Source organism: Prevotella sp. (assembly GCF_051059605.1).
In the GTDB taxonomy this organism is placed as follows: Bacteria; Bacteroidota; Bacteroidia; order Bacteroidales; family Bacteroidaceae; genus Prevotella.
In genome coordinates this window covers 3,172,403-3,194,945 of record NZ_CP050883.1, presented here as the reverse complement: position 1 = coordinate 3,194,945, position 22,543 = coordinate 3,172,403, and the positions used below count along the sequence as shown (strand labels likewise).

Sequence of the window (22,543 nt, the reverse complement as noted above, 5' to 3'; positions counted from 1 at the left end):
AAACTTGTTTGAAGGTTTTGTCGAATGCAACTGTATATCATGCAAAGATATGCAAATCATTCAAAAGCTGTTTTTTTACACTATCTTTAATTAGCAAAAGTTTGCGCAAACGTTTGCACAATATAAATAACGTTTTTAACTCAAAAAAAGTACAAAGTATCGTTAAGAAAATTACTTTTGCATCGTGAGCCATGACATAACTATGCCATATCACCATGAAACGACAACCTAATAACTTGATGTACTTGTTATATTTACGGTATTGCCTAAAAACAAAAAAACAATAAATAATATATTAACGTTAACTTAAAAATCAAAGTAAATGATGAAGCAGGTAAAATTCAAATTGCCTTTAAGGAATCTAGCTATCGCTGCTAGTTTATTCCTTTCAGCAACCGCCTTTGCACAGTCTGGAGCTGTTAAGGGGCAGGTAAAAGATGCTACCGGAGAACCTATCATCGGTGCAACTATTACTGCAAACGGCAAAGCCGTAGGTGTAACAGATTTCGATGGTAACTACTCTATTAATGTTCCTAAAGGTACAGAGATTACTATTACTTATGTAGGAATGTCACCTAAGAAAGTGACTGCATCTGATAATCTAGTAATTACTCTTAAAGACGATAACAAAACTTTGAATGAAGTAGTTGTTATCGGTTACGGTACAGCTAAGAAAAATGACCTTACTGGTTCGGTAACAGCTATTAAACCAGACGCAATGAACCATGGTCTACAGACTAATGCCACAGATATGATGCAAGGCAAAATTGCCGGTGTAAATGTCACTTCTAAAGGAGGAGTTCCTGGTAGTGGCGCAACAATCCGTGTTCGCGGAGGTTCATCTCTTAATGCTTCTAACGACCCTTTGATTGTTATTGATGGCCTCGCAATGGATTCTTATGGTGTAAAGGGACTTTCTAACCCTTTGTCTATGGTTAACCCAAATGATATTGAGAGTTTCACCGTATTGAAAGACGCTTCGGCAACTGCAATCTATGGTTCTCGTGCATCTAATGGTGTCATCATTATTACAACCAAGAAGGGACGGAAAGGACAGAAACCACAAGTAAGCTATTCTGGAAACGTTTCGGTTTCAACAAAGAAAAAGACTCTTAAAGTTATGGACGGTCCTACATATACAGATTTTATAAAGAATCTATATGGTGAGAACAGTGATGCTTACAAGGCTCTTGGATGGTATGATAACGACGGAAACCAACACTTTGCTAACACAAATTGGCAAGACCAGATTTATCGCACAGCATTGTCTACTGATCATAATGTAACCGTGAGCGGTGGCGCTGGAAATATGCCATACCGTGTATCTATGGGTTACACAAACAGTCAAGGTATTGTAAAGACATCTAACTTCGAACGTTACACCGCAAGTTTCAATTTAGCACCATCATTCCTAAATGATCATTTGACTTTCAATATCAATGCAAAGGGAATGATAGCAAAAAACAAGTATGCTGACGGTGGTGCTATCGGAGCTGCACTTTACATGGATCCAACCAAACCAGTAAAAGCTGATAACAGCATTTACAATAATTACTTCGGTGGTTATACACAGTGGTATACAAAAGCTGAATTTGGTGATGCCTCTTGGGGGCAAACGAGTAACCGTAATGGTACTAATAACCCTGTAGCTACCCTAAACCAAAAAGATGACCATTCAATTTCTAGAACTTTGATTGGTAACATTGAAGGTAATTACAAAGTTCAAGGTCTTGAGGACTTACAACTACACGTAAATGCAGGTATGGATGTTTCTAACGGTAAGCAGACTACAACATGGAGTCCTTTCTCTAAGGAAAATAACTATTATGGTTACTATGGCTGGACTAATCAGAAATCATATAATCTGCAACTTTCCATGTATGCACAATATAGCCATGACTGGCTTGGTAATGGAACAAAAGACGCACCAGACCATCACTTTGATATTATGGGCGGTTATGAGTGGCAGCACTTCCACAACCAGACAGACTATGCAAACTGGGGAACTTATCCTAGCACAAACAATTTGGCAGGTCAGAAGTTCAATGAGAAATCCACAGAGCATGGTGACATAACTCTTATGAAGACAGAAAACTATCTTGTTTCTTTCTTCGGACGTATGAACTATACCTTGCTTAACCGCTATATGATGACTTTCACTCTACGTGATGATGGTTCTTCTCGTTTCAATAAGAACAATCGTTGGGGTTTGTTCCCATCAGTAGCAGTGGCTTGGCGTATAAATGACGAGGCTTGGTTGCGCGACGTTAAGGCTATTAATGACTTGAAGCTCCGTTTAGGTTGGGGTATTACAGGTCAACAAGAAGGAATCGGCGATTACACTTATATCGCAACATACACTCCGAACATAGCTCACGCATACTACCCACTTTTGGGTGACGGCACAACATATCGTCCAGACGTTTACAATCCAAATCTTACTTGGGAAAAAACAACCACATGGAATGCAGGTCTTGACTTGAGTTTACTCAATAATCGTTTGGGATTCAGTGTTGATTATTATTATCGCAAAACCAAAGACTTGATTAACTCGGTATTCGTTTCAGCTGGTGGTAACTTTGGTAACAAGATGACATCAAATGTTGGTTCATTACACAATAGTGGCCTTGAATTCGCAACAACAGTTCGTCCTATTGTCACAAAAGATTTCTCTTGGGAGATGAACTACAACGTTACATATAACAAGAATAAGGTTGATGAATTGCTTACCGGCAGCGGAAGTAACTACTATGTAGATTCAAAAGATGGTGGTATATCTATAGGCGTTGGTGGTAATATAGAAGCAAACGCTGTTGGTCATTCTGTAAACGCATTCCACGTTTATCAACAGGTTTATGACGCTAATGGAAAACCTATTACTAATACTTTCGTAGATCGCAATAATGATGGCGTAATAAATGATGCAGATAAGTATTATTACTATAAGCCAACTCCAGACGTTACAATGGGATTCGGAAACAAGTTCCTATATAAGAACTGGGATTTAGGTTTCACAATGCGTGCTAGTCTGGGAAATTATGTATACAATCATAATCTCGCAGCTTCAATGAATGTTGGTAAAGGTTCTGTTTATCAGTTGGCTTATTTAGGAAACCGTCTTACAGACGCTGTTGCCATTGGTATCACAACTCCTGAAACAAACCAAGTTTACTCTGATTACTTCGTACAAAACGCTAGTTTCTTGAAAATGGACAATATCACATTAGGTTATAGTTTCCAGACTTTATTTGGTGCTAAGATCTCTGGTCGTGCATATGCAACCGTTCAGAACGTCTTTACAATAACTAAGTACGATGGAATAGATCCTGAAGTTGATAACGGTGTAGACAACAATATATATCCACGTCCATTCCAGGCTATCGCTGGTGTTACTCTTAACTTCTAAGTAATTTAAAGACATATATATTATGAAACTAAGATTTAAAAATATATTACCTGCAGCAGCTATTGCTCTGTCACTTACAGGATTCTCTTCTTGTACAGGTGACTTAGATGTTGAAAATATAAATCCACAGCAGGTATCAAAATTCGACCAAAATGCCATATTCAATAAGGTTTATGCCAATATGGTACTTACTGGTCAGACAGGTCCTGATGGAAACAAGGATATTCAGGATGTTGACGAAGGTGCATCAAACATGATTCGTCAAATATGGAATGCAAATGAACTTACAACTGACGAGGCAGAGTGTACATGGGGTGACCAAGGACTTCCTGAATACAACCACAACACTTGGGGTGACTCTCATCCTATGTTGCAGGCCCTGTATTATCGCTTAATGTTCGGTGTTACTGTTTCTAACTTCTTCCTAACACAAACTTCGTCTAGTACAGATGCAACAACACATGTTGAACGTGCTGAGGTTCGCTTTATGAGAGCATTATATTACTATTATATGATGGACTTATATGGAAATCCTCCTATGGCAACAACGATGGACAATCCAAAACCAAAACAGGCTACACGCCTTGAAGCATTCACATTCGTAGAAAGTGAATTGAAAGCTGTACTTGGTGAAAATGCGAATGATAATGCCGATGTACTTTCTGACGCCCCTGTTTCTTATGGTCGTGCGTCAAAAGCTGCAGCAAATCTTCTGTTAGCCCGTATCTACATAAACGCAAAGGTTTATACAGGTACAGAGCACTGGAATGATGCCAAGACTTATGCTCAAAAGGTTCTCGGTGACAAAAGCTTCAGCTTACTTACTAGCGATAGTAATGGATACACTGCATACCAGAAACTCTTCATGGGTGATAATGATACAAACGGAGCACAGAATGAAATTATCCTTCCTGCAATCCATGATGGTATCACAACACAGACTTGGGGCGGTTGCTTGTTCATTATTGCTTCAACAACAAATGGTGATATGCTGAAACAGTTCTCTACAGGAACAACAGAAAACTGGGGTGGTAACCGTTGCCGTTTGCAATTCACCCAACAGTTCTTCCCTAATAATGACGCGGCACAGGATTCTTTACCTCCAAGAGTTGCTAAAAAGGCTGGAGATGATCGCGCATTGTTCTATACATGGAAACGCAAACCATCCATTGAAGATGAATCTTCTTTCGGAAGCGGTTATGCATACGTAAAATTTCTGAATGTTCACTCAGATGGTTCTCAAGTTCATCATACTCAGTTTGTTGATACAGACTTCCCTATGCTACGTATGGCAGAAGCTTATTTAATATATGCAGAAGCAGACGCAAGAATCAATGGAGGTAGCTGTACACCAGACGGTGTTGGAAAGTTAAACGCTCTTCGTACACGTGCACATGCAAAGACCTTAACTTCAGCTGACTTAGACGTGCTATGCAGTGAATGGAGTCGTGAATTCGGTTTCGAAGCCATGCGCCGTACAACTCTTATCAGATTCAACAAATATGGTGGTCAAAGTGCATACAAATGGCAATGGGAAGGTGGAGAAGAGAATGGTAAATCATTCGATGCTCACTACAACATCTTCGCAATACCAGCATCTGACATGAATGCCAATAGTGAGAACTTAAAGCAGAACCCTGGTTATTAATCGATTTGAATATATCGACAACGTTGATTGTTCTAAAAGGAAATTAATATTAAAAGTATATATTATGAAAAAATTAAATATATTGGTTACATTGTTGATGGGTGCACTGCTTTTCACATCCTGTAATAGCGATCGTGACGACAACCCAACATTTACTTTGCCGACATCATTCACGCTAAATGTACCGGCTAATGCAAACAACAATGTTTACGACTTGATTAATTCAAGTTCAATAACATTTACAGCTAACCAACCTGATTATGGTGGTTTCCCATTGCCAACAAGCTACACTATGCAAGTTTCAATGGATTCGACTTTCACTGATGCTAAAGATGGAAAAGTAGCAAATTATATAGAATTGCCAACCCCATTCACTTCAACAACAATGAGTATAAAAGCTTCTGAGTTGAATGAACAAATAATAGCTCTTTATGAAAGTGTGAAGAATACAGACAGCTATGACAATCAAGTTCGCCCTATGTATGTTCGTGCAAAGGCTTCAGTATCAACTATCAGCAACAGCATAGTGTACTCAAACGTTGTAAAACTACCTAATGTATTAGCTAATTATAAGGCTCCGGATATTTCTCTTCCTACAGATATGTATGTTGTAGGTGGAAGCATCGGAGAATCTTGGAAAACTTGGCAGAAAATGAGTCCAGTATTTAATTCAGCTGGTCAATTCTACACAGTTATCTACATGCCTGCTAATGGAGAATTCAAATTCGGTACTAAAGAAAATGATTGGAATGGTGCATCTGCAATAAACACCATTACAGATACTAACAATGCTGCCGGTGTATCAGCTGGCTCTGGTGACAATATTACGTTTGCTAACGCAGGCTGGTATGTATTGAAGTTTGTAGACAAGATCAAGGGTGGAAAGATTCAGTATAACCTGATTATCGATAAAGCTGTTGTTAATATCACTGGTACGACGGTTGGTGGTTTCGATCAATCTATACCTTGTACAGCTCCAGCTGATCAAACAGGCCAATGGGTTTCACAGCCATTCACTGCTGCTGGAGAAGTTCGCGCTTGCGTAAGCGTTCCTGGTGCAGATTGGTGGCGCACAGAGTTTACTATGCAAATTTCAACTGGTAATATACACTACCGTGTAGAGGATATTCCAAATAACTGGTTGGAAACATTGGGCGCAGACTACTCTATTCAAGCTAAGGTTGGTCAGAAGTTATACTTCAGCTTTGACACTGGTAAAGCTAGCTTAAAATAGGACAAAACTCTCCCCACCCTTGAGGTGGGGAGAAATTGATAACCAAATAAAAGATAATTCAATATGAAGAATTTATTTATATATGGCGGATTGCTTTTGTCAGCCGTTGCCTTGAGTTCTTGTAACCAAGATTTCGGTGACTGGGCTAATCTCCAGAAAAATGATCAGGAAGCTACAGCTGCCGCTTATGGTCTAAACTTCACTGGATCAGGAGTAGATATTGACATGAATGCAGACAAAGTTCAAGACTCATTGGACATTATCGCTGTTACAAGTTCTAATACTAACGTAGCTAATGTTATAGTTAAGGGTATTACTGTCAACGGGCTTGTTATTCCTTATGCATTACATGGCACAACTGTTCGCGTTGCTACAGCTCAACTTGATGAAATAGCGAAAGAATCTTTGAAGAGCCAGAAATATGAAAAGAGAGCTTTGAATGTTACAGCTACAACATCCGCAGTGCTTACATCCGGAGAGGCTGTAGCTATTAGTGGCTCAGTAACTCAGAATGAAACACCTATAAAAACTCCAGACGTTGACGCCAAAGGTTATTTCATGCTAGGAAATGTCAATGATAATGGTTGGACTCCGAATAAGCCAGTTTGGTTGAAAGAAACAAAAGATGGTTCACATATTTATACTGCTGCTGTAAAAACAACAAGCGATACGAACTGGTTCAAGTTCTTCGGTGGTTCAGGATATGTTGGTGATGGAACAACTTGGGATAACGTAAATCCTGTCGCATTTGGTTGTGCTACTAATGGTGATGCTTCTACATTCAACTACCTTAGCTGGAAAAACGTACAGACACCAACAATCCAAGGTGCTGGTACCTGGATTGTTACTTTTAATGCAAATACATGGACTTACACTGTATCTAAACCTATCATGTATATGGCCGGTGACGCCAACGGTTGGAAACAGATTGATTATTTAGGAAGTACTGATGGTGACAATTTCAGTGGTTTCATGTATCTAAACAATAAAGGATTCAAATTCTGCTCTGAAGCAAACTGGGATGGAACGAACTATGGTGCTGACTTCTCTACAGATACACAAGCTGCCAATATTAATCTACCTACCGGTGATGCTGATGGTTATTATAAAGTAGATCTTACTTTATCTACAAAGAAGATGACCTTCACGCCAATCACAGTAATCGGCCTTGTTGGTGATGCGACACCTAATGGTTGGCCTTCAGACGCTAATCCTAAAGGAGATGCAATTATGACCTACAACGTAGCTGATCGTGCTTGGGAAATTAGTGGTGTAACATTAAAGTCTGGTGAATTGAAGTTCCGTGCTAATTACGCATGGGATATAAACTGGGGTGGAACAACAGATAACCTTACACAAAGCGGTGCTAACATTAAGATTACCGAAGATGGTACTTATGACATCAAACTTTATGCATGGGCTGACGGATTTGCTAAATATGAGATTACAAAGAAGTAATAATCATATTATTAATAAATAATAGAAAAGGCGTTGTTTCAAACTGAACAACGTCTTTTTTTATTTCCACTATATTAATATGATAAGTATAGAAACAATGATACTAAAATATGAAGAATTATATTGCTGTCCGATAATACTTTTTGAGTAATAACAATAAGAGGCTGAATTTATTTCTGAGTTCAGCCTAAAAATTGTTATCTTTGCCTTTATCAGAAGAAAATTTAACACATGGGCAAATGTATACATTTTATCAGACAGCCGCTCTATAGCCTGATAATTAAATTGCTTGATAAGTCAAAAAACATTGAAATCAGTCGTAATAATGGCGGAGAACGTTAAATGAAGGAGTTCCTTCTGATATAAAGTTTACCTCTGCAGCTACCAAAGACTCCTTTATGCTCAGACCTGCAGTATTACATAAAGGTGATATTATGGTAATGAATCGGGCTTACATTGACTACGAAAAACTAGAAGAGACGACGTAAAAAGGAGTAATCTATCTTGCCAAGATTAAAAAGGACTTGAAATACAGAGTATTGAATGATACAATGTATCAAACACCTATGGACTAGTGGAAGTAAGAATACAACATGTCGGTTATACCTGAAAGAGGAGATTGAGAGTCCGCCAGAACCATCACTTTTTGATTAAAGGGGCTTGTTCTACAAAATAATGATTCTGAAGTTCTATTTTAAAGGGCACAGGGAATTATCTATATCTTATTTTTAGTTTTACAACTGATGTTGTTGTGATTTTTTTATTACTATTCTGTAGGTATTTGATAATAGGAAAAAGACAAAACCTAAAAAGTTCCAAAAATTACAAACAACCTCCACTTTACGTGTAAGTTACTAATTTACAATGTGTTAAATGGTGGAGATATACCTCCACTATCATCCACTGTCCTCCACTAAAATATGCTGTTTTCTACGAAAAAATAGATGATGTGGCTAGACTACTACTTTGAAAGTTTGATAGTAGCAAAATAATAAAATGGAAATTTATTTACTATATTTTAATCAATAGAAATATCGTTGATACTACTAAAACATTAGTAGCGATAAAATACAAACGTTTAATCGATGAAATGGAAACTCTGTATCGTGAAACAAATCTATTATTTGCAGAAAAGCTTATAAACGTAATGATAACAGAATTAGTTTCTGACTTAATACAGAAAAGGTATACATCGTTTTAACAATTAAATGATGGAAAATCAAAAGAAAAAAAAGGAACATCGAAGTTACAGTCGTGACTTCAAGCTTCAAGCATTAAAAGACATGTATGAGCATGATTTGTCATATGGTTTTACTGCTCGCAAATATGGGATATTGGCAGCCCATTCTTTACATTTGTGGGAAAAAGAGTTTCCCTTAACCAATAAATCATTATCTTTGTCAACAGCAACAATACAAAAGGTAATGAGTATGCGTAAGAAAAAAGATGAAGCCAAAGCAGCTTTGGTTAAGACAAAAGAAGAGCAACTTGAGTATGAGATATCTTGCCTTCGTAAAGCTCTTGAGTATTCCGAACTTCGCAATGAAGCTCTTAATGAGTTATTAAAAATAGGCAAGGAAGATTACGGAATCGACTTATTAAAAAAAGCTGGCGCCAAACAGTAAATAGCCTTCGCACCAGACATTCTAATCTATCAATAGAATGTCTGAGTGGGCTGTTTGGTAAAACACGTGTAGGCTATTATTCAGTAAGCAAGGAGATGCTGGAAAAACGGAAATTGACAGAGACAACAACTATCAGTATAGTCAGAGAAGTACGCAATGAAGCTCCAGGCATAGGAGCATACAAACTCTTTATCATGCTTAAGGAGTTATATGCAGAAAAGATGGTTGGGCGAGATAAATTCTACGCTTTGTTGCATTTTCACCATCTTATGCTTAAGCCCCAGCGTAAACGGCATACGACAAATTCAAATCACCATTATCACAAGTACAAGAATATGATCAAGAACTTTATACCGACTGCTCCCAATGAGTTATGGGTTGCTGATATTACTTATATAGAAACAAAAGACGGTGTGTGTTATCTACATCTTATCACTGATGCCTTTACACACGAGATAATCGGCTGGACATTGTCCGACACGCTTATGGCTACCAATACTATAGCAGCTTTGGAGCAGGCTATAAAGCAAGCTGGTAACTCTGATTTAAGTAAACTTATACATCATTCAGACCGAGGTTTACAATATTGTTGCAATGCTTATGTGGAACGACTTAATTCCATTTCTGCCACGATCAGCATGACAGAGGATTACAAACCTACTGACAATGCCATTGCCGAACGAGTGAATGGGATTATCAAACAGGAATGGCTGTATCGTATGGACAGACCTAAAAACTTAGAGGATGCAAGGAAAATTATAAGCTCCATTATTAATTTCTATAATAACAAAAGGCCACACATGAGTAACTGTATGAAGACTCCGGCAGAGATGAGAATGCAATTTAGGTAGTTGCTCTTTGGAGGCTTCACGCCTCCAGCCGCAAGGCAAACCACCGTGGTGTTTTTCATGGGAATGTATTTGTGTATAGAGGAATTTTATTTAACTTTGTAAGAGAAATGTACATATTAAACTGATTTGTAATAAGATTTCAATATATCAATTGTTTCTGTAAAGGATTTCAGTATTCGTAAAGTATATCAGTAAGGGTTTAAAAAATATGTATAGTGTTTCAGAATGTATAACTACAAATGTGTATACCAATTCCAGTCATAGTCATTCTGCGACATACCATTGAGTGATAAGGCCCTAATCACTCTGCACTTTGCGATACATTAGATAGTGATTAGGGCCTAATCACTATTTAATAGGATATCTGAATGATATTTCTTCCAAAGAATCAGGCAATTTAATAATTTGGAATAAAACGCTAAAAATGGGCCTATTTTCTACTTTAATGTCACTTTCACCCCGATAATGTCACTTAATGTCACTCGCTAATCCCTTACAAACAAAGGGTTTGTGACAAAGTGACATTAGTGGCATTGAAAAAACTTTTTCTGGTATGTGCAGAAAAGTCTATTAAATATGAATTATATAGCCTATTCAATAATCTCGAAAAATACGGGAAACATACCGGAAAGCAAAAAAGAATCATAATATCTTCGGTTTGTATATTACAGATGTTACGCCGTTAAAAAAGTTTATAAGATTCAAGGCGTTTTGTCGAATGACGGAAAAACTAATTAACTTTATACTCACGTATGGAAATGAAACAAAGAATGCAGAGTCTCATTAATGAGATGAACAAGAATATATATGAGAAGGACTCCGAAATAAGTCTATCTCTACTCGCTGCAATAGCCGGTGAGAGTATCATCCTTCTCGGTCCTCCGGGCGTGGCAAAGAGTATGGTGGCACGTAGATTAAAAAGTGCCTTCAGAAATGCACGCTCATTTGAATATCTTATGTCGAGATTTTCAACTCCTGACGAGATATTCGGTCCTGTATCTATTTCGCAACTAAAGAACCATGATATATATGAACGTTCTACAGATGGATATCTGCCAAGTTGCGACGTCGTGTTTCTTGATGAAATATGGAAAGCTGGACCAGCTATTCAAAACTCATTGCTTACAGTTATCAACGAAAAACTTTTCCGTAATGGAAGAAACGAGATCAAATTACCACTTAAACTTCTTGTAGCTGCTAGCAACGAATTGCCTGCACGTGGCGAGGGGCTGGAGGCTCTGTGGGATAGATTTATCATTAGAATTGAAAGTTGTGCTATAAGAGAAGAAGCAAACTTCACTTTAATGATGATGGGAGGTGATGACGATGAAGACTTTACTGACAATGAAATAAAAATTTCTAATGACGAATATGCCCAATGGTCAAAGGATATTGAACAAGTGGATATAAACATTCAGGCTATGGATTGCATAAAAGACATTAGAAAAGCACTAAGAACTGTTGAAGTTGACGGAGCTGAAGAACGTCGCGACATATATATCAGCGACAGAAGATGGAAGAAGATAGCACGACTTGTGCGCACATCTGCTTTCATGCACGACAGAAAATCTGTTGTGACTTGCGATCTACTGCCTATGTATCATTGTCTGTGGCAGGAACCTGACGAGCGTGACGCTGTGAGAAGAATCGTCATCAGGGCTATATTCGCACCATGCGCATTAAAATTTGCCAAACTAAAACAAGATTTGGAGGATGAGATAAGAAACAGTAGTTTACAGCAAAGAGCTGGAAGAAGTACTGCGAGACAGCGACAGAGAGACGCAGACAAGAAAACTTACAGCGACTATTACTACAGACTTGCCAAACATGAAACAGGACATTCGTTTATTGTAATGGCTGACTTCAGGCAATTACCAGAAGTTGGTGAGGACGGAGAGGAAGGATTAATGTTCCAAGATCCAAGAAACGAAAAGATTACAGTAATAAAGGTATATGATGGTAGTAAAGTTCCATTGGGCAGTCGCCCTGTAAGCTTGGCACGTGATAATGACAACGTGTATATTGACGGTTTGAGGTTTGAAATTGAAAAGTTCGATATGAACGACGAGAAAACAGCTCCAATAGCTGAAGATACAAAAGAATACAGGGACTACTCAAAAGAAATAGACTCGCTTGCTGACAATCTTAACGACACGCAAAAGGAACTTGAAAATAACATGTTTATCAATAATGACGACAGGCGCGAAATGAAACTGTATCTTGCCGATTTTTACAAGGAAATAGCCTTTACCCGACAGGATATAGAGAAAATAACTTATTAAAAGATGAACTCCCTATATTTGAAACTTCTTAATGATTTTTGTCATTCTGGAAATGTACCTTCTATTCCGTCTGATGCTATTGAGGGCAAGCCATGGGTTATAAAGAAAGATCCGTTAATGGACTTTTTACTCAAGCTCATGGGCGAAGCTAAATATAAAACGAGGATTCAGACGAGCAGACTAAGTGCAAAGATCTTTTATTCTGCTGTAGGGAAATTCATTGCCGAATGCACTCATTACGAGGATTTTCAAAACCAGCGTGCTTGGACAGAGCGCAATAACATGATAAAAGTGCTGAAATGGTCTGAAGCTAAAAGAAATGACAGAAAGGCACTACAAAACCTTATTGATGATATTTCGGCAAGGCATCCTGGATTCGGATTCGACAAGGATTTCATGCTTCGTAGACTTTCAGGCGATGGATGCAAAGAAAACACTAACTGGGAAAAGTTGGTTAACGAATGGCAACTTACACTTGACAGACATATTGAAAACGAAAGCAAAGAGCATATCGTAAAACGGAAAGACGATTTCAAAAAAGGATTGGATATTGTAATGAGGCAGGTTGGAAACTACATGCAATCTCACAATATAATTGAACAGCAAGCTATACAGGCTTGGGACATGATGGATGGACAATGGACCGAAACGGAATTTGAAAGACGACTTAACGTTGTGAAGATTCAGGATAAATACCCTGAAATAAAGGAAATCGCAGCCTGCATGGGACGTACTGCAGACTCAAACGGTCGTGATAGACTAACAATATCATCTGGAACGGCTATGAAAATGGAGCATTCAAGCGGAAGCGATATTGAAGGGATAACGGTAGGTAATGATCTAAACTCTTTATTACCTCTTGAACTTGCACAATATTGTGACGACGCAATGGGTGATATGTTCATCTACAAATTTCTTACCAAACGATTACAGACATTCAGATATAAGAGCGAAATGAGTAAGCCTTCGCGTAAACTAGGTTTTACTCACGCAAGCAGACGTGGTCCAATGATTGTATGCCTTGATACTTCGGCAAGTATGTATGGAACTCCGCAACGCATCACAGCCTCACTGTTGGCTTTACTTGAAGATACTGCAGAAGAACTGAGGAGAGATTGTTTTCTTATTGATTTCAGTGTTTCTATAAGACCAATTGATCTTATGGCACGAAGACAACGCAAACGAATGATGAACCTTGGATTTAAGGATGCTGATGAAGAAAAATTTGCCAAAGGGCACGTTCCTTTTATTGGTGGAGGAACAAGTGCCAAGAAATTGCTTGACGCAACATTCAATCTACTTGATGATGAACAAAACCATTATGTAAACGCCGATATTCTATTGGTCAGCGATTTTCTTATCCCTATGGTAGGAAAGGATTACATAGCGAAACTGAAGAATTATCGCAACACTGGTACTAAGCTATATGGACTGAGCATAAAATCTGCTGATGACAAGGAACTAAACCTATGGGAACGGATGTTTGATAAGATATATGAAATAAGGTATCGACAATTAAGAAAATACTAATAAAAACGGGATGTAATCTCACGATCACATCCCGCAGCAAACTTAAACAACCAATAAAGAAATAGATTGGTGTTTTATCTGATGAAGAGTAGTTCCCTATATTTTGGAAGAGTCCAAAGTTCATCGGCAACTACAAGTTCCAACTTATCTATTTCGTAACGGATTTCTTCCATCTTTGGTTCCACTGTGTCGTGATAAGCGATAGCTTTATCATACTCGCTCTCAATTTTATTGGCAACCTTTCTTGCATTTACCAATTCCTCGACACCAGCCTCGATCTTTTTCGTACGGACAGCTATCTCCTCAATAATCGTTATGTTACGTGAAGATAGAGACGTAGCTTTTTCCTTACCAAAGATATCAATCATGTTTTCTACATTCTTTGCAAGCTGGCTCTGATAATGAGTAGCCACAGGAATAATATGGTTCATGCTAAGGTCGCCCATTACGCGAGCCTCAATCTGAATTTTCTTAGTATAGGTTTCCCATTTAACCTCATTGCGAGCTATCAATTCATTCTCCTGCATCACGTTCATGTCCTCAAACATCTTGATGCTGTCTTTGTCGAGATAGCGCTCGAAGATTACAGGACAAGACTTTTCGCAATCCAATCCACGCTTTGTAGCTTCTACTACCCACTCGTCACTATATCCGTTTCCATCGAAATGGACAGGCTTTGAAGCAACTATGTCTTCACGAACAATGTCGATAATAGCAGCAATCTTGTCTTCGCCCTTAGCGATAAGTGCATCTACACGCTTCTTGAAATCAGTCAAAGCTTCAGCAACAGCAGTGTTAAGCACAATCATTGCACTTGCACAGTTTGCCTCACTACCAACAGCACGGAACTCAAAACGGTTACCTGTGAATGCAAATGGTGATGTACGGTTGCGGTCAGTATTATCAATAATAATCTCTGGTATCTCTGGAATATCAAGCTTAACACCCTTCTTACCAGCAACATCAAACAAATCTTTCTTATCAGATTTCTCAATATGGTCAAGCAAATCGCTAAGCTGCTTACCCAAGAAACTAGAGATGATAGCAGGAGGAGCTTCATTCGCACCAAGACGATGAGCATTTGTAGCACTCATTATGCTTGCCTTGAGAAGTCCATTGTGACGATAAACACCCACCAAAGTCTCAACAATGAATACAACAAATCTCAAATTGTCGATAGGAGTTTTACCAGGGCCATGAAGGAGCACACCTGTATCTGTACTTAGACTCCAGTTGTTGTGCTTACCACTACCGTTGATACCATCAAAAGGCTTTTCGTGAAGTAATACACGGAATCCGTGCTTGTGAGCTATTTTCTTCATTAAGCTCATCAACAACATGTTGTGGTCTACTGCTAGGTTGGTTTCTTCGAAGATTGGAGCGAGTTCAAACTGATTTGGAGCAACTTCATTATGGCGTGTTTTGCAAGGAATACCAAGTTCCAAAGCCTGTATTTCAAGGTCTTTCATAAAATTCTGTACACGCTCAGGAATAGTTCCGAAATAATGGTCGTCCATCTGTTGATTCTTTGCAGAATCATGTCCCATAAGGGTTCTGCCTGTCAACATAAGATCAGGACGAGCTGCGTATAAGTTCTCGTCTACAAGGAAATATTCCTGTTCCCATCCGAGGTTACTTGTAACCTTCTTTACTTCTGGGTCGAAATAGTGACAAACCTCTGATGCGGCAGTACTTACAGCACGTAAAGCACGGAGCAAAGGAGCCTTATAGTCAAGAGCCTCACCTGTGTATGATATAAATATAGTAGGTATACAAAGAGTATCGTCAATAATAAACACTGGTGATGTAGGATCCCATGCACTATAACCACGAGCTTCAAAAGTATTTCTGATACCGCCAGAAGGGAAAGAAGAAGCATCAGGTTCCTGCTGAGCAAGAAGTTTTCCAGAGAATTCTTCTATCATTCCACCTTTTCCATCATGCTCAATAAAAGCATCATGCTTTTCGGCAGTACCCTCAGTAAGAGGCTGGAACCAGTGAGTGTAATGAGTGACTCCATTTTCGTCGGCCCACTGCTTCATGCCCTTTGCTACCTCATTGGCAATGGAACGATCAAGGCGTGCGCCGTTGTCGATAACATCTACAAGCTTAGCATAAATGTCAGCAGGCAGATATTTATACATTTTCTGACGATTGAAAACCTTCTTTCCGAAAAACTCAGATGGTCGTTCGGCAGGTGTTGCCACTTCTAGTGGCTTCTTACGTGAAGCTTCAGCTACGGCTTCGAATCTTAGATTTGTCATACGAGTATATATAAATTCAGTGTTTGTGTGATTATATATTTCTTTATTTTAAAGTCCATTCAGCAATGCGCTTCATGGCTTCCCTGCAGTCTTCACGATCACCAAATGCCGTGAGACGGATATAACCTTCCCCGCTTGGTCCAAAACCAACACCAGGAGTGCAGACTACGCTTGCCCCATAAAGTAACTGCTCAAAGAATTTCCAACTATCGATACCTTCTGGAGTCTTTACCCAAATATAAGGAGCATTTATACCTCCAAATACTTTATATCCCAATCGTGTGAGACTGTCGCGCATTATGTCGGCATTCTCCATATAATAGTTTATGATCTCCTTTACCTGTTTGCGACCTTCTGGAGTATAAATAGCCTCAGCAGCTCTTTGACTAATGTAACTTGTTCCATTGAATTTAGTACACTGTCGGCGGTCCCAAATTTGATTAAGACTAGCGCGTCCTGTTCCGTCAAGAGTTGAAGCGGTAAGCTCTTTAGGTACGATTGTGTATCCACATCTGATTCCTGTGAATCCTGCTGTCTTTGAATAACTATGGAATTCTACAGCCACTTTTCTAGCTCCCCGTATCTCATAAATAGAGTGAGGGATAGACTCATCACGTATGTAAGCCTGATAGGCTGCATCGTAAAGAATTATAGAATCATTGTGGATTGCATAGTTAACCCATTTACGAAGTTCCTCTTTAGTTAGAACTGTTCCCGTAGGATTGTTAGGATAACACAAGTAGATCATATCTACACGGTGATCTGGAATTTGTGGAATGAAGTTATTATCTGCAGTACAAGGAATGTATGTTACATTACTCCATGCACCGTTTTCGAAAACTCCTGCACGTCCAATCATCACATTTGAATCTATGTAAACAGGATAAACAGGATCTGTAACTCCGATATTATTGTCCCAGCGCAAAATTTCCTGGAAATTTCCAGTATCACTCTTGGCTCCATCGTTTACAAAGATTTCGTTCATATCAAGATGTATTCCCCTAGGGAGAAAATCATTCTTGATAATTGCCTCACGCAAGAAATCGTATCCTCTTTCAGGACCGTATCCTCTGAAACTAGCCTTTTTAGCCATTTCGTCTGTGGCCTTATGCATAGCTTCAATCACAGCCGGACAAAGAGGCTGCGTGACATCACCAATACCAAGACTGATAACCTTCTGCTTGGGATGTGATACCTTGTAGGCATTTACCTTTTTTGCAATGTCTGCAAACAGATAATTGCCCGGCAATTTTAAAAAATGTTCGTTTATTAATGCCATAATTTTATTGTGTTGTTAAGTTTGTTACCTTTGCTATGGAATTTGAATTTCACCTTCAAAAACAAATTCTGCCGGACCTGTCATATATATATGTCCGTCATCCTCGTTCCATTCTATATTCAAAGTTCCTCCATCCATCAGAATATCAACCTTACGGCCTGTCAATCCAGAAATAACCGCCGCTGTAGCTGTTGCACAAGCACCAGTTCCACAAGCCATTGTGATACCGCTTCCACGTTCCCAAACTCTGGTCCTTAGTATATCCTTGCCCACCAGTTGTGCAAATTCAATATTGCACCTCTGGGGGAAGGCTTCATCTCTCTCTAGAATCTTGCCATATTCTGTTATATCAATATCTTTGATATCATCAACAAATATCACGTAATGTGGATTTCCCATAGAAACAAAAACGCCTTCTTTTGCGCCTGGAATTGACGAAAGAGAAGGGTGCTTACCTGTAAACTGCTCTGTCATTGTTGTCATAGGCTCAAGCATGTCTACAGTTACGCTCCCAACCTTGTTTTCATCATTCAGATGCAGGTTAAGAACTTTCACGCCAGAAAGTGTTTCTAATTTTATTCTCGTATTTTTGGTAAAACCTTTTTCATATAGATACTTTCCAATACATCTGCTGGCGTTGCCACACATCATGGCCTCAGAACCATCTGCATTATAAATGTGCATTGAAAAGTCAGCAACAGCATCTTCGGATGGTCTTCCTATAAGAACCAGACCATCGCTGCCTATTCCAAAATGAGGCTTACTCCACTCTATTGAAGCCTTAGCAGGATTAGGTATCATATCAATAAGAGTATTGACATATATATAATCGTTTCCTGCTCCATGCATTTTGGTGAAATGGATAGTATTTGCCATTTTGTTACTTTCTTATTTATAAAACTTACGTTTTGTCTTGTTACGTTTGCAAATTTAATACGTTTTGACAAAATAAGCAATAGTTTGATATCAAAATAATGTTGTTTTTTAATATAAGTTATAATTCGAAAGCATTTATATTCATTTTTCTTTCGAATTGTAATCATACATGCATACTTTTGTTAAAAATGCGATTATTAGTAATTTTTAATTTCACTTTGTAACCATTTTTAAAGTTTTGATTTACATTTTGTATTAAATTTGCAGATATAGTTTACAGGATGATAAATCAAAGCGTTGATACTTAATATATACACATTAATTAAATTTGAGGATTTATGAAGAAGATTGAAGCGATTATCCGCAAGACAAAGTTTGAAGACGTCAAGGAAGCTCTGCTTGCAGCCGACATAGAATGGTTTTCTTATTATGATGTAAGGGGTGAAGGAAAAATGAGGAAAGAACACATTCATCAAGGTATAGTGCATGAGACCAAGAACATTGAACGCGTATTGCTGAATATCGTTGTCAGAGAGAGAAAAGTAGAGCGTACTATTGAAGCTGTGAGAAAAGCAGCATGGACTGGAAAGATTGGAGATGGGCGAATATTCATTATTCCTGTTGACGACACCGTGAGAATACGAACTGGAGAACGTGGAGACCTTGCCTTATATAATGCGGAAAAAGAAATGTTATAGAGAAGACACAAAACACAAACACAATATTTAGCTATATATCAGTAGACACCATATTAATGTTGCTTTTATCCATTAATCACGCATTTACAAGCATGAATTTGGATTTCTAAATGCACACGCATTCAGCATTATCAGCATAGAATCATTGACCATAATAGTGTAGTTCATTTTGTTATATGTACAAATAACACTTATGGTCTTCATATTTTTCACACAACAAAAAAAAAGAGATGACTTAGTATCTATTAGTATTTATAAATTAGTTACAACTAAAAAAGATTATTTATGGTAAATAAAGTTTTATCAGCAATGGTTATCGGAATGATTGCCTTCGCTATGCCAGTAAACGCTCAGGATAATGTTAGCGGAACTGTAAGTGCAGATGTTGTTAACCAGTATATCTGGCGTGGACAGGATCTGGGAGATGTTTCTTTACAACCAACATTAGGCTTAAACTACAAAGGTTTGTCGCTTACAGGATGGGGCAACGTTGGATTAAGTGACAAAGACGACACTAAAGAGTTTGATATAACGGCAGCCTATGCAATTGGAAAATTCCATGTTGGAATAACCGACTATTGGTTTAATACTCCCATAGACAAATATTTCAGTTATTCTGCTCACAACACATCACACGTTTTTGAGGGAAATGTAGGTTATGATTTCGGGAAGTTCTCACTAAACTGGTATACAAACTTTGCGGGAAACGATGGACTAAATAAAGATGGGAAACGAGCATACTCATCTTATGCTGAAGCTAATATTCCATTTGCTCTGGGTGGTCTTAACTGGAATGCCACAATAGGTGCAGTACCTTATGCAACTAGTTTCTACGCTAAAGCAAATGGCTTTGCAGTCACCAATGTTTCTTTAAAAGCAACAAAAGACATTCGCGTGAGCGACAGTTTTACTATTCCTATATTCGCTGGAATAACAGCTAATCCAAGTACACAGAAAGCTTATTTACTTTTTGGATTTACATTAAAACCTTAGATTATCAACATATGCGCAAATCCCTTGTCCTTTTTTGTTAGAGTGCAAGGGATTTTTTATGTTTGCATTCGAGCAATGGTGTGATTGAATTATGAAATAATAATATTTGTTTTCTGCATCATTGATAATACCTTAACATGCCCCAAACATGAGAACAATTAAGCTTTTGCATGAAAAAACAGCAATCATCAAACATATAAAAATAAAAGATGGTTAATCCGATAAATCGGTTGAACCATCTTTTACATATATCAATAATATAAATTATATATTATTTCTTTTCATCAAGCTTATTTAATTTCAAAAGTCTATTGTATTCTTGCTTGGTTATACGCATGAAACTTCCGTGCTGTGGTCCAGTTACACCATTTATGTCAACAGGATCATGGAAATTACGCATATTCTTATCAGCCTTGCAAATACGATAACGATGTGGACGACTACTGTATTCAACATAAGCCACACGCCACTCATCGCTTCCTATTGGTTGGAATGCACTGCTACCTTCTGTCTTTTTATTACCTTCAAAGTTAACATAATCATCTTCGATAGGTTCACTCCAGCCTGAAGTCAACTTGCTAGAAGTAGCGGTATATATACCAGGCTTTCCACCTTCTTTTTTAATGAGCATATGATACTTTCCGTCCGAAGGCAAATAGTTGATATCAGCATCAATAGTTGCATACCCCCAATCAAAAAGTAGTTTAGGAGTAGTAAGTTTAGTGAAAGTTTTATCAGCATAACTGTAATACATTCTGTCATATCCCTCTTCTGGTCTATTCAGCATTGAGTAATAAATCATGTATCCGCCTTTTTCGCCATTATCCCATGTATAATTTGGATCCCAGAATATCTGAGGAGCCCATACACGGTTTATAGTAGACCAATCTTTATAAGTGCTTTTTGCTGTTGCTGAATCACAAAAAATTTGTTGTCCCTTTCTGTAATCAAATGTAATACTAGTCCAGTGAATAAGATCATTGCTCTTTAAGAGGTCTATACCATAATTATCCCATTTATGACTGTTTGCCACACACATATCAGTAGTCACCATGATATATGATTTTCCGTCAGACGTACGTGTAACAAAAGCATCACGTGTACCTCCCTCGATACGTGCAAGTTGCTTTGAGTCGAAAATAGGTTTTCCTCCAATTATGTCCTGATAGTTTACGCCATCACGGCTTACGGCAAATGCAGTCCATTCTCCCAAATCACTCATGTGACAATACAGATAACCATAATCACCTTTCACTTTGTTTTGTGCTGTTACCATCGTAGCACTTCCTAGAAGCAGAAATGATAGCAGTAGATTTTTAAAATTCATAGATTTTATTGTTTTTATTTATTGATAGATTTTTATCATGAAACTTTTTTATTTTCATTTTTTCTTGATAACCATATTTCAACACTATTGATAACATTCTGCCACAAAATATAACAGCCAGGACCAACAGACGACAAGGGATTGAGAAATGCAGTCGCGACCCAAATCGCAAAAGGCGTATTTTTTTGTCCTAAAGCCTGCCCTGCCTCAACCGTTTTATCAAAATAATGACCAATGAAACGTCCTGTAGCAAACTGAATAATACAAAGCATCAGTGACATAAGTGCAATTGAAAGCAAAAACCATAATGAAGTATGTTTCCATGCTTCAACTATATTCATGGCGGTTGTTCCTGATAATACGACAAGTGAACCACCCCACATATAATAACTTAAATCTTTTATACTTACAACAACCCGATGTAATGGCTTTATACCATGTTTTACAATATATGCTAATACCATAGGAAGTAGCAATACGACACTCACTTTATATAGTATTGTAAAAAACGTAGGTAAGAAATCAAAACTTGCTGATGATTTATCAAGAAGTGGAAAACATATAGGTATCATCAATGCTGAAATAAAGTTGGATATAAAAGTATACGTAGTCATTTCTTCAAGACTACCACCTAATTTTGCTGTTATCACCGCAGTAGCTGCCGCACATGGTCCAATAATACAAACAAGTATAGCTTCCAACATTATAAGAGCTTCATTATGAAGTTTAAATGCAACAATAATACCAACAAGAGAAGATACAAATAATATCTGCTGTAAACATATCCAGAAGTGCCACTTAACAGGAAGAAGTTTCCTAAAATCAACCTTACAAAAGATTACAAATAATATTAGGAACATGAAATCAGGTAGTACATTTCCATTATATGGAGCATACCATTCTGCTATTGGAGACAAAAAAGGAACTAAATGAAATATAAAATATAGTATTATTCCTACAACAATCGCTATCGGCAAAGTCCAATTCTTTAAAAATTTAATTACAACCATAATTATTAATTTTCTCGAGAGGCATAATATTTTTTATGCCGAATACTGTTATATTATAATGC

Annotated in this window: 15 protein-coding genes; 10 read left to right on the top strand and 5 right to left on the bottom strand. The window is 37.9% G+C overall.

What is annotated here, in order from left to right:
* Positions 1 to 325: 325 nt before the first annotated feature.
* From HEQ28_RS12375 to HEQ28_RS12340, 8 genes are all read left to right on the top strand, one after another.
* Complete coding sequence (locus tag HEQ28_RS12375; RefSeq protein WP_434504464.1) at positions 326 to 3,406, top strand: SusC/RagA family TonB-linked outer membrane protein; 3,081 nt, start codon at positions 326 to 328, stop codon at positions 3,404 to 3,406.
* 22 nt (positions 3,407 to 3,428) lie between these two features.
* Positions 3,429 to 5,054, top strand: a complete 1,626-nt coding sequence (locus tag HEQ28_RS12370) for a RagB/SusD family nutrient uptake outer membrane protein (RefSeq protein WP_434502874.1) — start codon at positions 3,429 to 3,431, stop codon at positions 5,052 to 5,054.
* Between the two features lie 64 nt (positions 5,055 to 5,118).
* Complete coding sequence (locus HEQ28_RS12365; protein ID WP_434502872.1) at positions 5,119 to 6,288, top strand: SusF/SusE family outer membrane protein; 1,170 nt, start codon at positions 5,119 to 5,121, stop codon at positions 6,286 to 6,288.
* 63 nt (positions 6,289 to 6,351) lie between these two features.
* Complete coding sequence (locus HEQ28_RS12360) at positions 6,352 to 7,746, top strand: Outer membrane protein SusF domain-containing protein (RefSeq protein ID WP_434502870.1); 1,395 nt, start codon at positions 6,352 to 6,354, stop codon at positions 7,744 to 7,746.
* A gap of 1,208 nt (positions 7,747 to 8,954) precedes the next feature.
* Positions 8,955 to 9,371, top strand: coding sequence for a hypothetical protein (locus tag HEQ28_RS12355; RefSeq protein WP_434502868.1), 417 nt, complete (start codon positions 8,955 to 8,957; stop codon positions 9,369 to 9,371).
* Positions 9,308 to 10,222, top strand: coding sequence for an IS3 family transposase (locus tag HEQ28_RS12350; protein WP_434504463.1), 915 nt, complete (start codon positions 9,308 to 9,310; stop codon positions 10,220 to 10,222). The genes HEQ28_RS12355 and HEQ28_RS12350 overlap by 64 nt, the downstream gene beginning before the upstream one ends.
* A 758-nt stretch (positions 10,223 to 10,980) precedes the next feature.
* The gene (locus tag HEQ28_RS12345; protein WP_434502866.1) at positions 10,981 to 12,504 is read left to right on the top strand and encodes an AAA family ATPase; all 1,524 of its coding nucleotides are present in this window, start codon (positions 10,981 to 10,983) and stop codon (positions 12,502 to 12,504) included.
* A gap of 3 nt (positions 12,505 to 12,507) precedes the next feature.
* Positions 12,508 to 14,034 carry a vWA domain-containing protein gene (locus tag HEQ28_RS12340; RefSeq protein ID WP_434502864.1) on the top strand — a complete coding sequence of 509 codons (1,527 nt, stop codon included), beginning with the start codon at positions 12,508 to 12,510 and terminating at the stop codon, positions 14,032 to 14,034.
* 74 nt (positions 14,035 to 14,108) lie between these two features.
* Here the strand turns inward: HEQ28_RS12340 and HEQ28_RS12335 are convergent, their stop codons facing one another.
* Genes HEQ28_RS12335 through dapF form a run of 3 tightly spaced genes read right to left on the bottom strand, consistent with a single transcriptional unit; the run spans position 14,109 to position 18,453 of the window.
* A complete protein-coding gene (locus tag HEQ28_RS12335; RefSeq protein WP_434502862.1) occupies positions 14,109 to 16,298 on the bottom strand; it encodes a glutamine synthetase III family protein in 2,190 nt (729 codons plus the stop codon).
* A gap of 43 nt (positions 16,299 to 16,341) precedes the next feature.
* A complete protein-coding gene (locus HEQ28_RS12330; RefSeq protein ID WP_434502860.1) occupies positions 16,342 to 17,577 on the bottom strand; it encodes an LL-diaminopimelate aminotransferase in 1,236 nt (411 codons plus the stop codon).
* A gap of 33 nt (positions 17,578 to 17,610) precedes the next feature.
* Positions 17,611 to 18,453: a diaminopimelate epimerase gene (dapF, locus tag HEQ28_RS12325; protein WP_434502858.1), complete on the bottom strand. Its 843-nt coding sequence runs from the start codon at positions 18,451 to 18,453 to the stop codon at positions 17,611 to 17,613.
* 338 nt (positions 18,454 to 18,791) lie between these two features.
* Here dapF and HEQ28_RS12320 point away from each other — a divergent pair, with 338 nt between their 5' ends.
* Both HEQ28_RS12320 and HEQ28_RS12315 read left to right on the top strand, forming a co-directional pair.
* Positions 18,792 to 19,151 (top strand): P-II family nitrogen regulator, encoded by a 360-nt coding sequence (locus HEQ28_RS12320; protein WP_434502856.1) that lies wholly within the window; start codon positions 18,792 to 18,794, stop codon positions 19,149 to 19,151.
* Between the two features lie 285 nt (positions 19,152 to 19,436).
* Positions 19,437 to 20,144 (top strand): hypothetical protein, encoded by a 708-nt coding sequence (locus tag HEQ28_RS12315; protein WP_434502853.1) that lies wholly within the window; start codon positions 19,437 to 19,439, stop codon positions 20,142 to 20,144.
* 271 nt (positions 20,145 to 20,415) lie between these two features.
* On the opposite strand, the gene HEQ28_RS12310 is transcribed toward HEQ28_RS12315, so the two are convergent.
* Positions 20,416 to 21,471, bottom strand: coding sequence for a glycoside hydrolase family 43 protein (locus HEQ28_RS12310; RefSeq protein ID WP_434502851.1), 1,056 nt, complete (start codon positions 21,469 to 21,471; stop codon positions 20,416 to 20,418).
* A 35-nt stretch (positions 21,472 to 21,506) separates the two neighbouring features.
* The gene (locus HEQ28_RS12305; RefSeq protein ID WP_434502849.1) at positions 21,507 to 22,481 is read right to left on the bottom strand and encodes a transporter; all 975 of its coding nucleotides are present in this window, start codon (positions 22,479 to 22,481) and stop codon (positions 21,507 to 21,509) included.
* Positions 22,482 to 22,543: the final 62 nt, after the last annotated feature.

Bases quoted from the DNA above. Each gene is read 5' to 3' on its own strand.
- HEQ28_RS12375 (WP_434504464.1), top strand. From the start codon at position 326: ATGAAGCAGGTAAAATTCAAATTGCCTTTAAGGAATCTAGCTATCGCT.
- HEQ28_RS12370 (WP_434502874.1), top strand. From the start codon at position 3,429: ATGAAACTAAGATTTAAAAATATATTACCTGCAGCAGCTATTGCTCTG.
- HEQ28_RS12365 (WP_434502872.1), top strand. From the start codon at position 5,119: ATGAAAAAATTAAATATATTGGTTACATTGTTGATGGGTGCACTGCTT.
- HEQ28_RS12360 (WP_434502870.1), top strand. From the start codon at position 6,352: ATGAAGAATTTATTTATATATGGCGGATTGCTTTTGTCAGCCGTTGCC.
- HEQ28_RS12355 (WP_434502868.1), top strand. From the start codon at position 8,955: ATGATGGAAAATCAAAAGAAAAAAAAGGAACATCGAAGTTACAGTCGT.
- HEQ28_RS12345 (WP_434502866.1), top strand. From the start codon at position 10,981: ATGAAACAAAGAATGCAGAGTCTCATTAATGAGATGAACAAGAATATA.
- HEQ28_RS12340 (WP_434502864.1), top strand. From the start codon at position 12,508: ATGAACTCCCTATATTTGAAACTTCTTAATGATTTTTGTCATTCTGGA.
- HEQ28_RS12335 (WP_434502862.1), bottom strand. From the start codon at position 16,298: ATGACAAATCTAAGATTCGAAGCCGTAGCTGAAGCTTCACGTAAGAAG.
- HEQ28_RS12330 (WP_434502860.1), bottom strand. From the start codon at position 17,577: ATGGCATTAATAAACGAACATTTTTTAAAATTGCCGGGCAATTATCTG.
- dapF (WP_434502858.1), bottom strand. From the start codon at position 18,453: ATGGCAAATACTATCCATTTCACCAAAATGCATGGAGCAGGAAACGAT.
- HEQ28_RS12320 (WP_434502856.1), top strand. From the start codon at position 18,792: ATGAAGAAGATTGAAGCGATTATCCGCAAGACAAAGTTTGAAGACGTC.
- HEQ28_RS12315 (WP_434502853.1), top strand. From the start codon at position 19,437: ATGGTAAATAAAGTTTTATCAGCAATGGTTATCGGAATGATTGCCTTC.
- HEQ28_RS12310 (WP_434502851.1), bottom strand. From the start codon at position 21,471: ATGAATTTTAAAAATCTACTGCTATCATTTCTGCTTCTAGGAAGTGCT.
- HEQ28_RS12305 (WP_434502849.1), bottom strand. From the start codon at position 22,481: ATGGTTGTAATTAAATTTTTAAAGAATTGGACTTTGCCGATAGCGATT.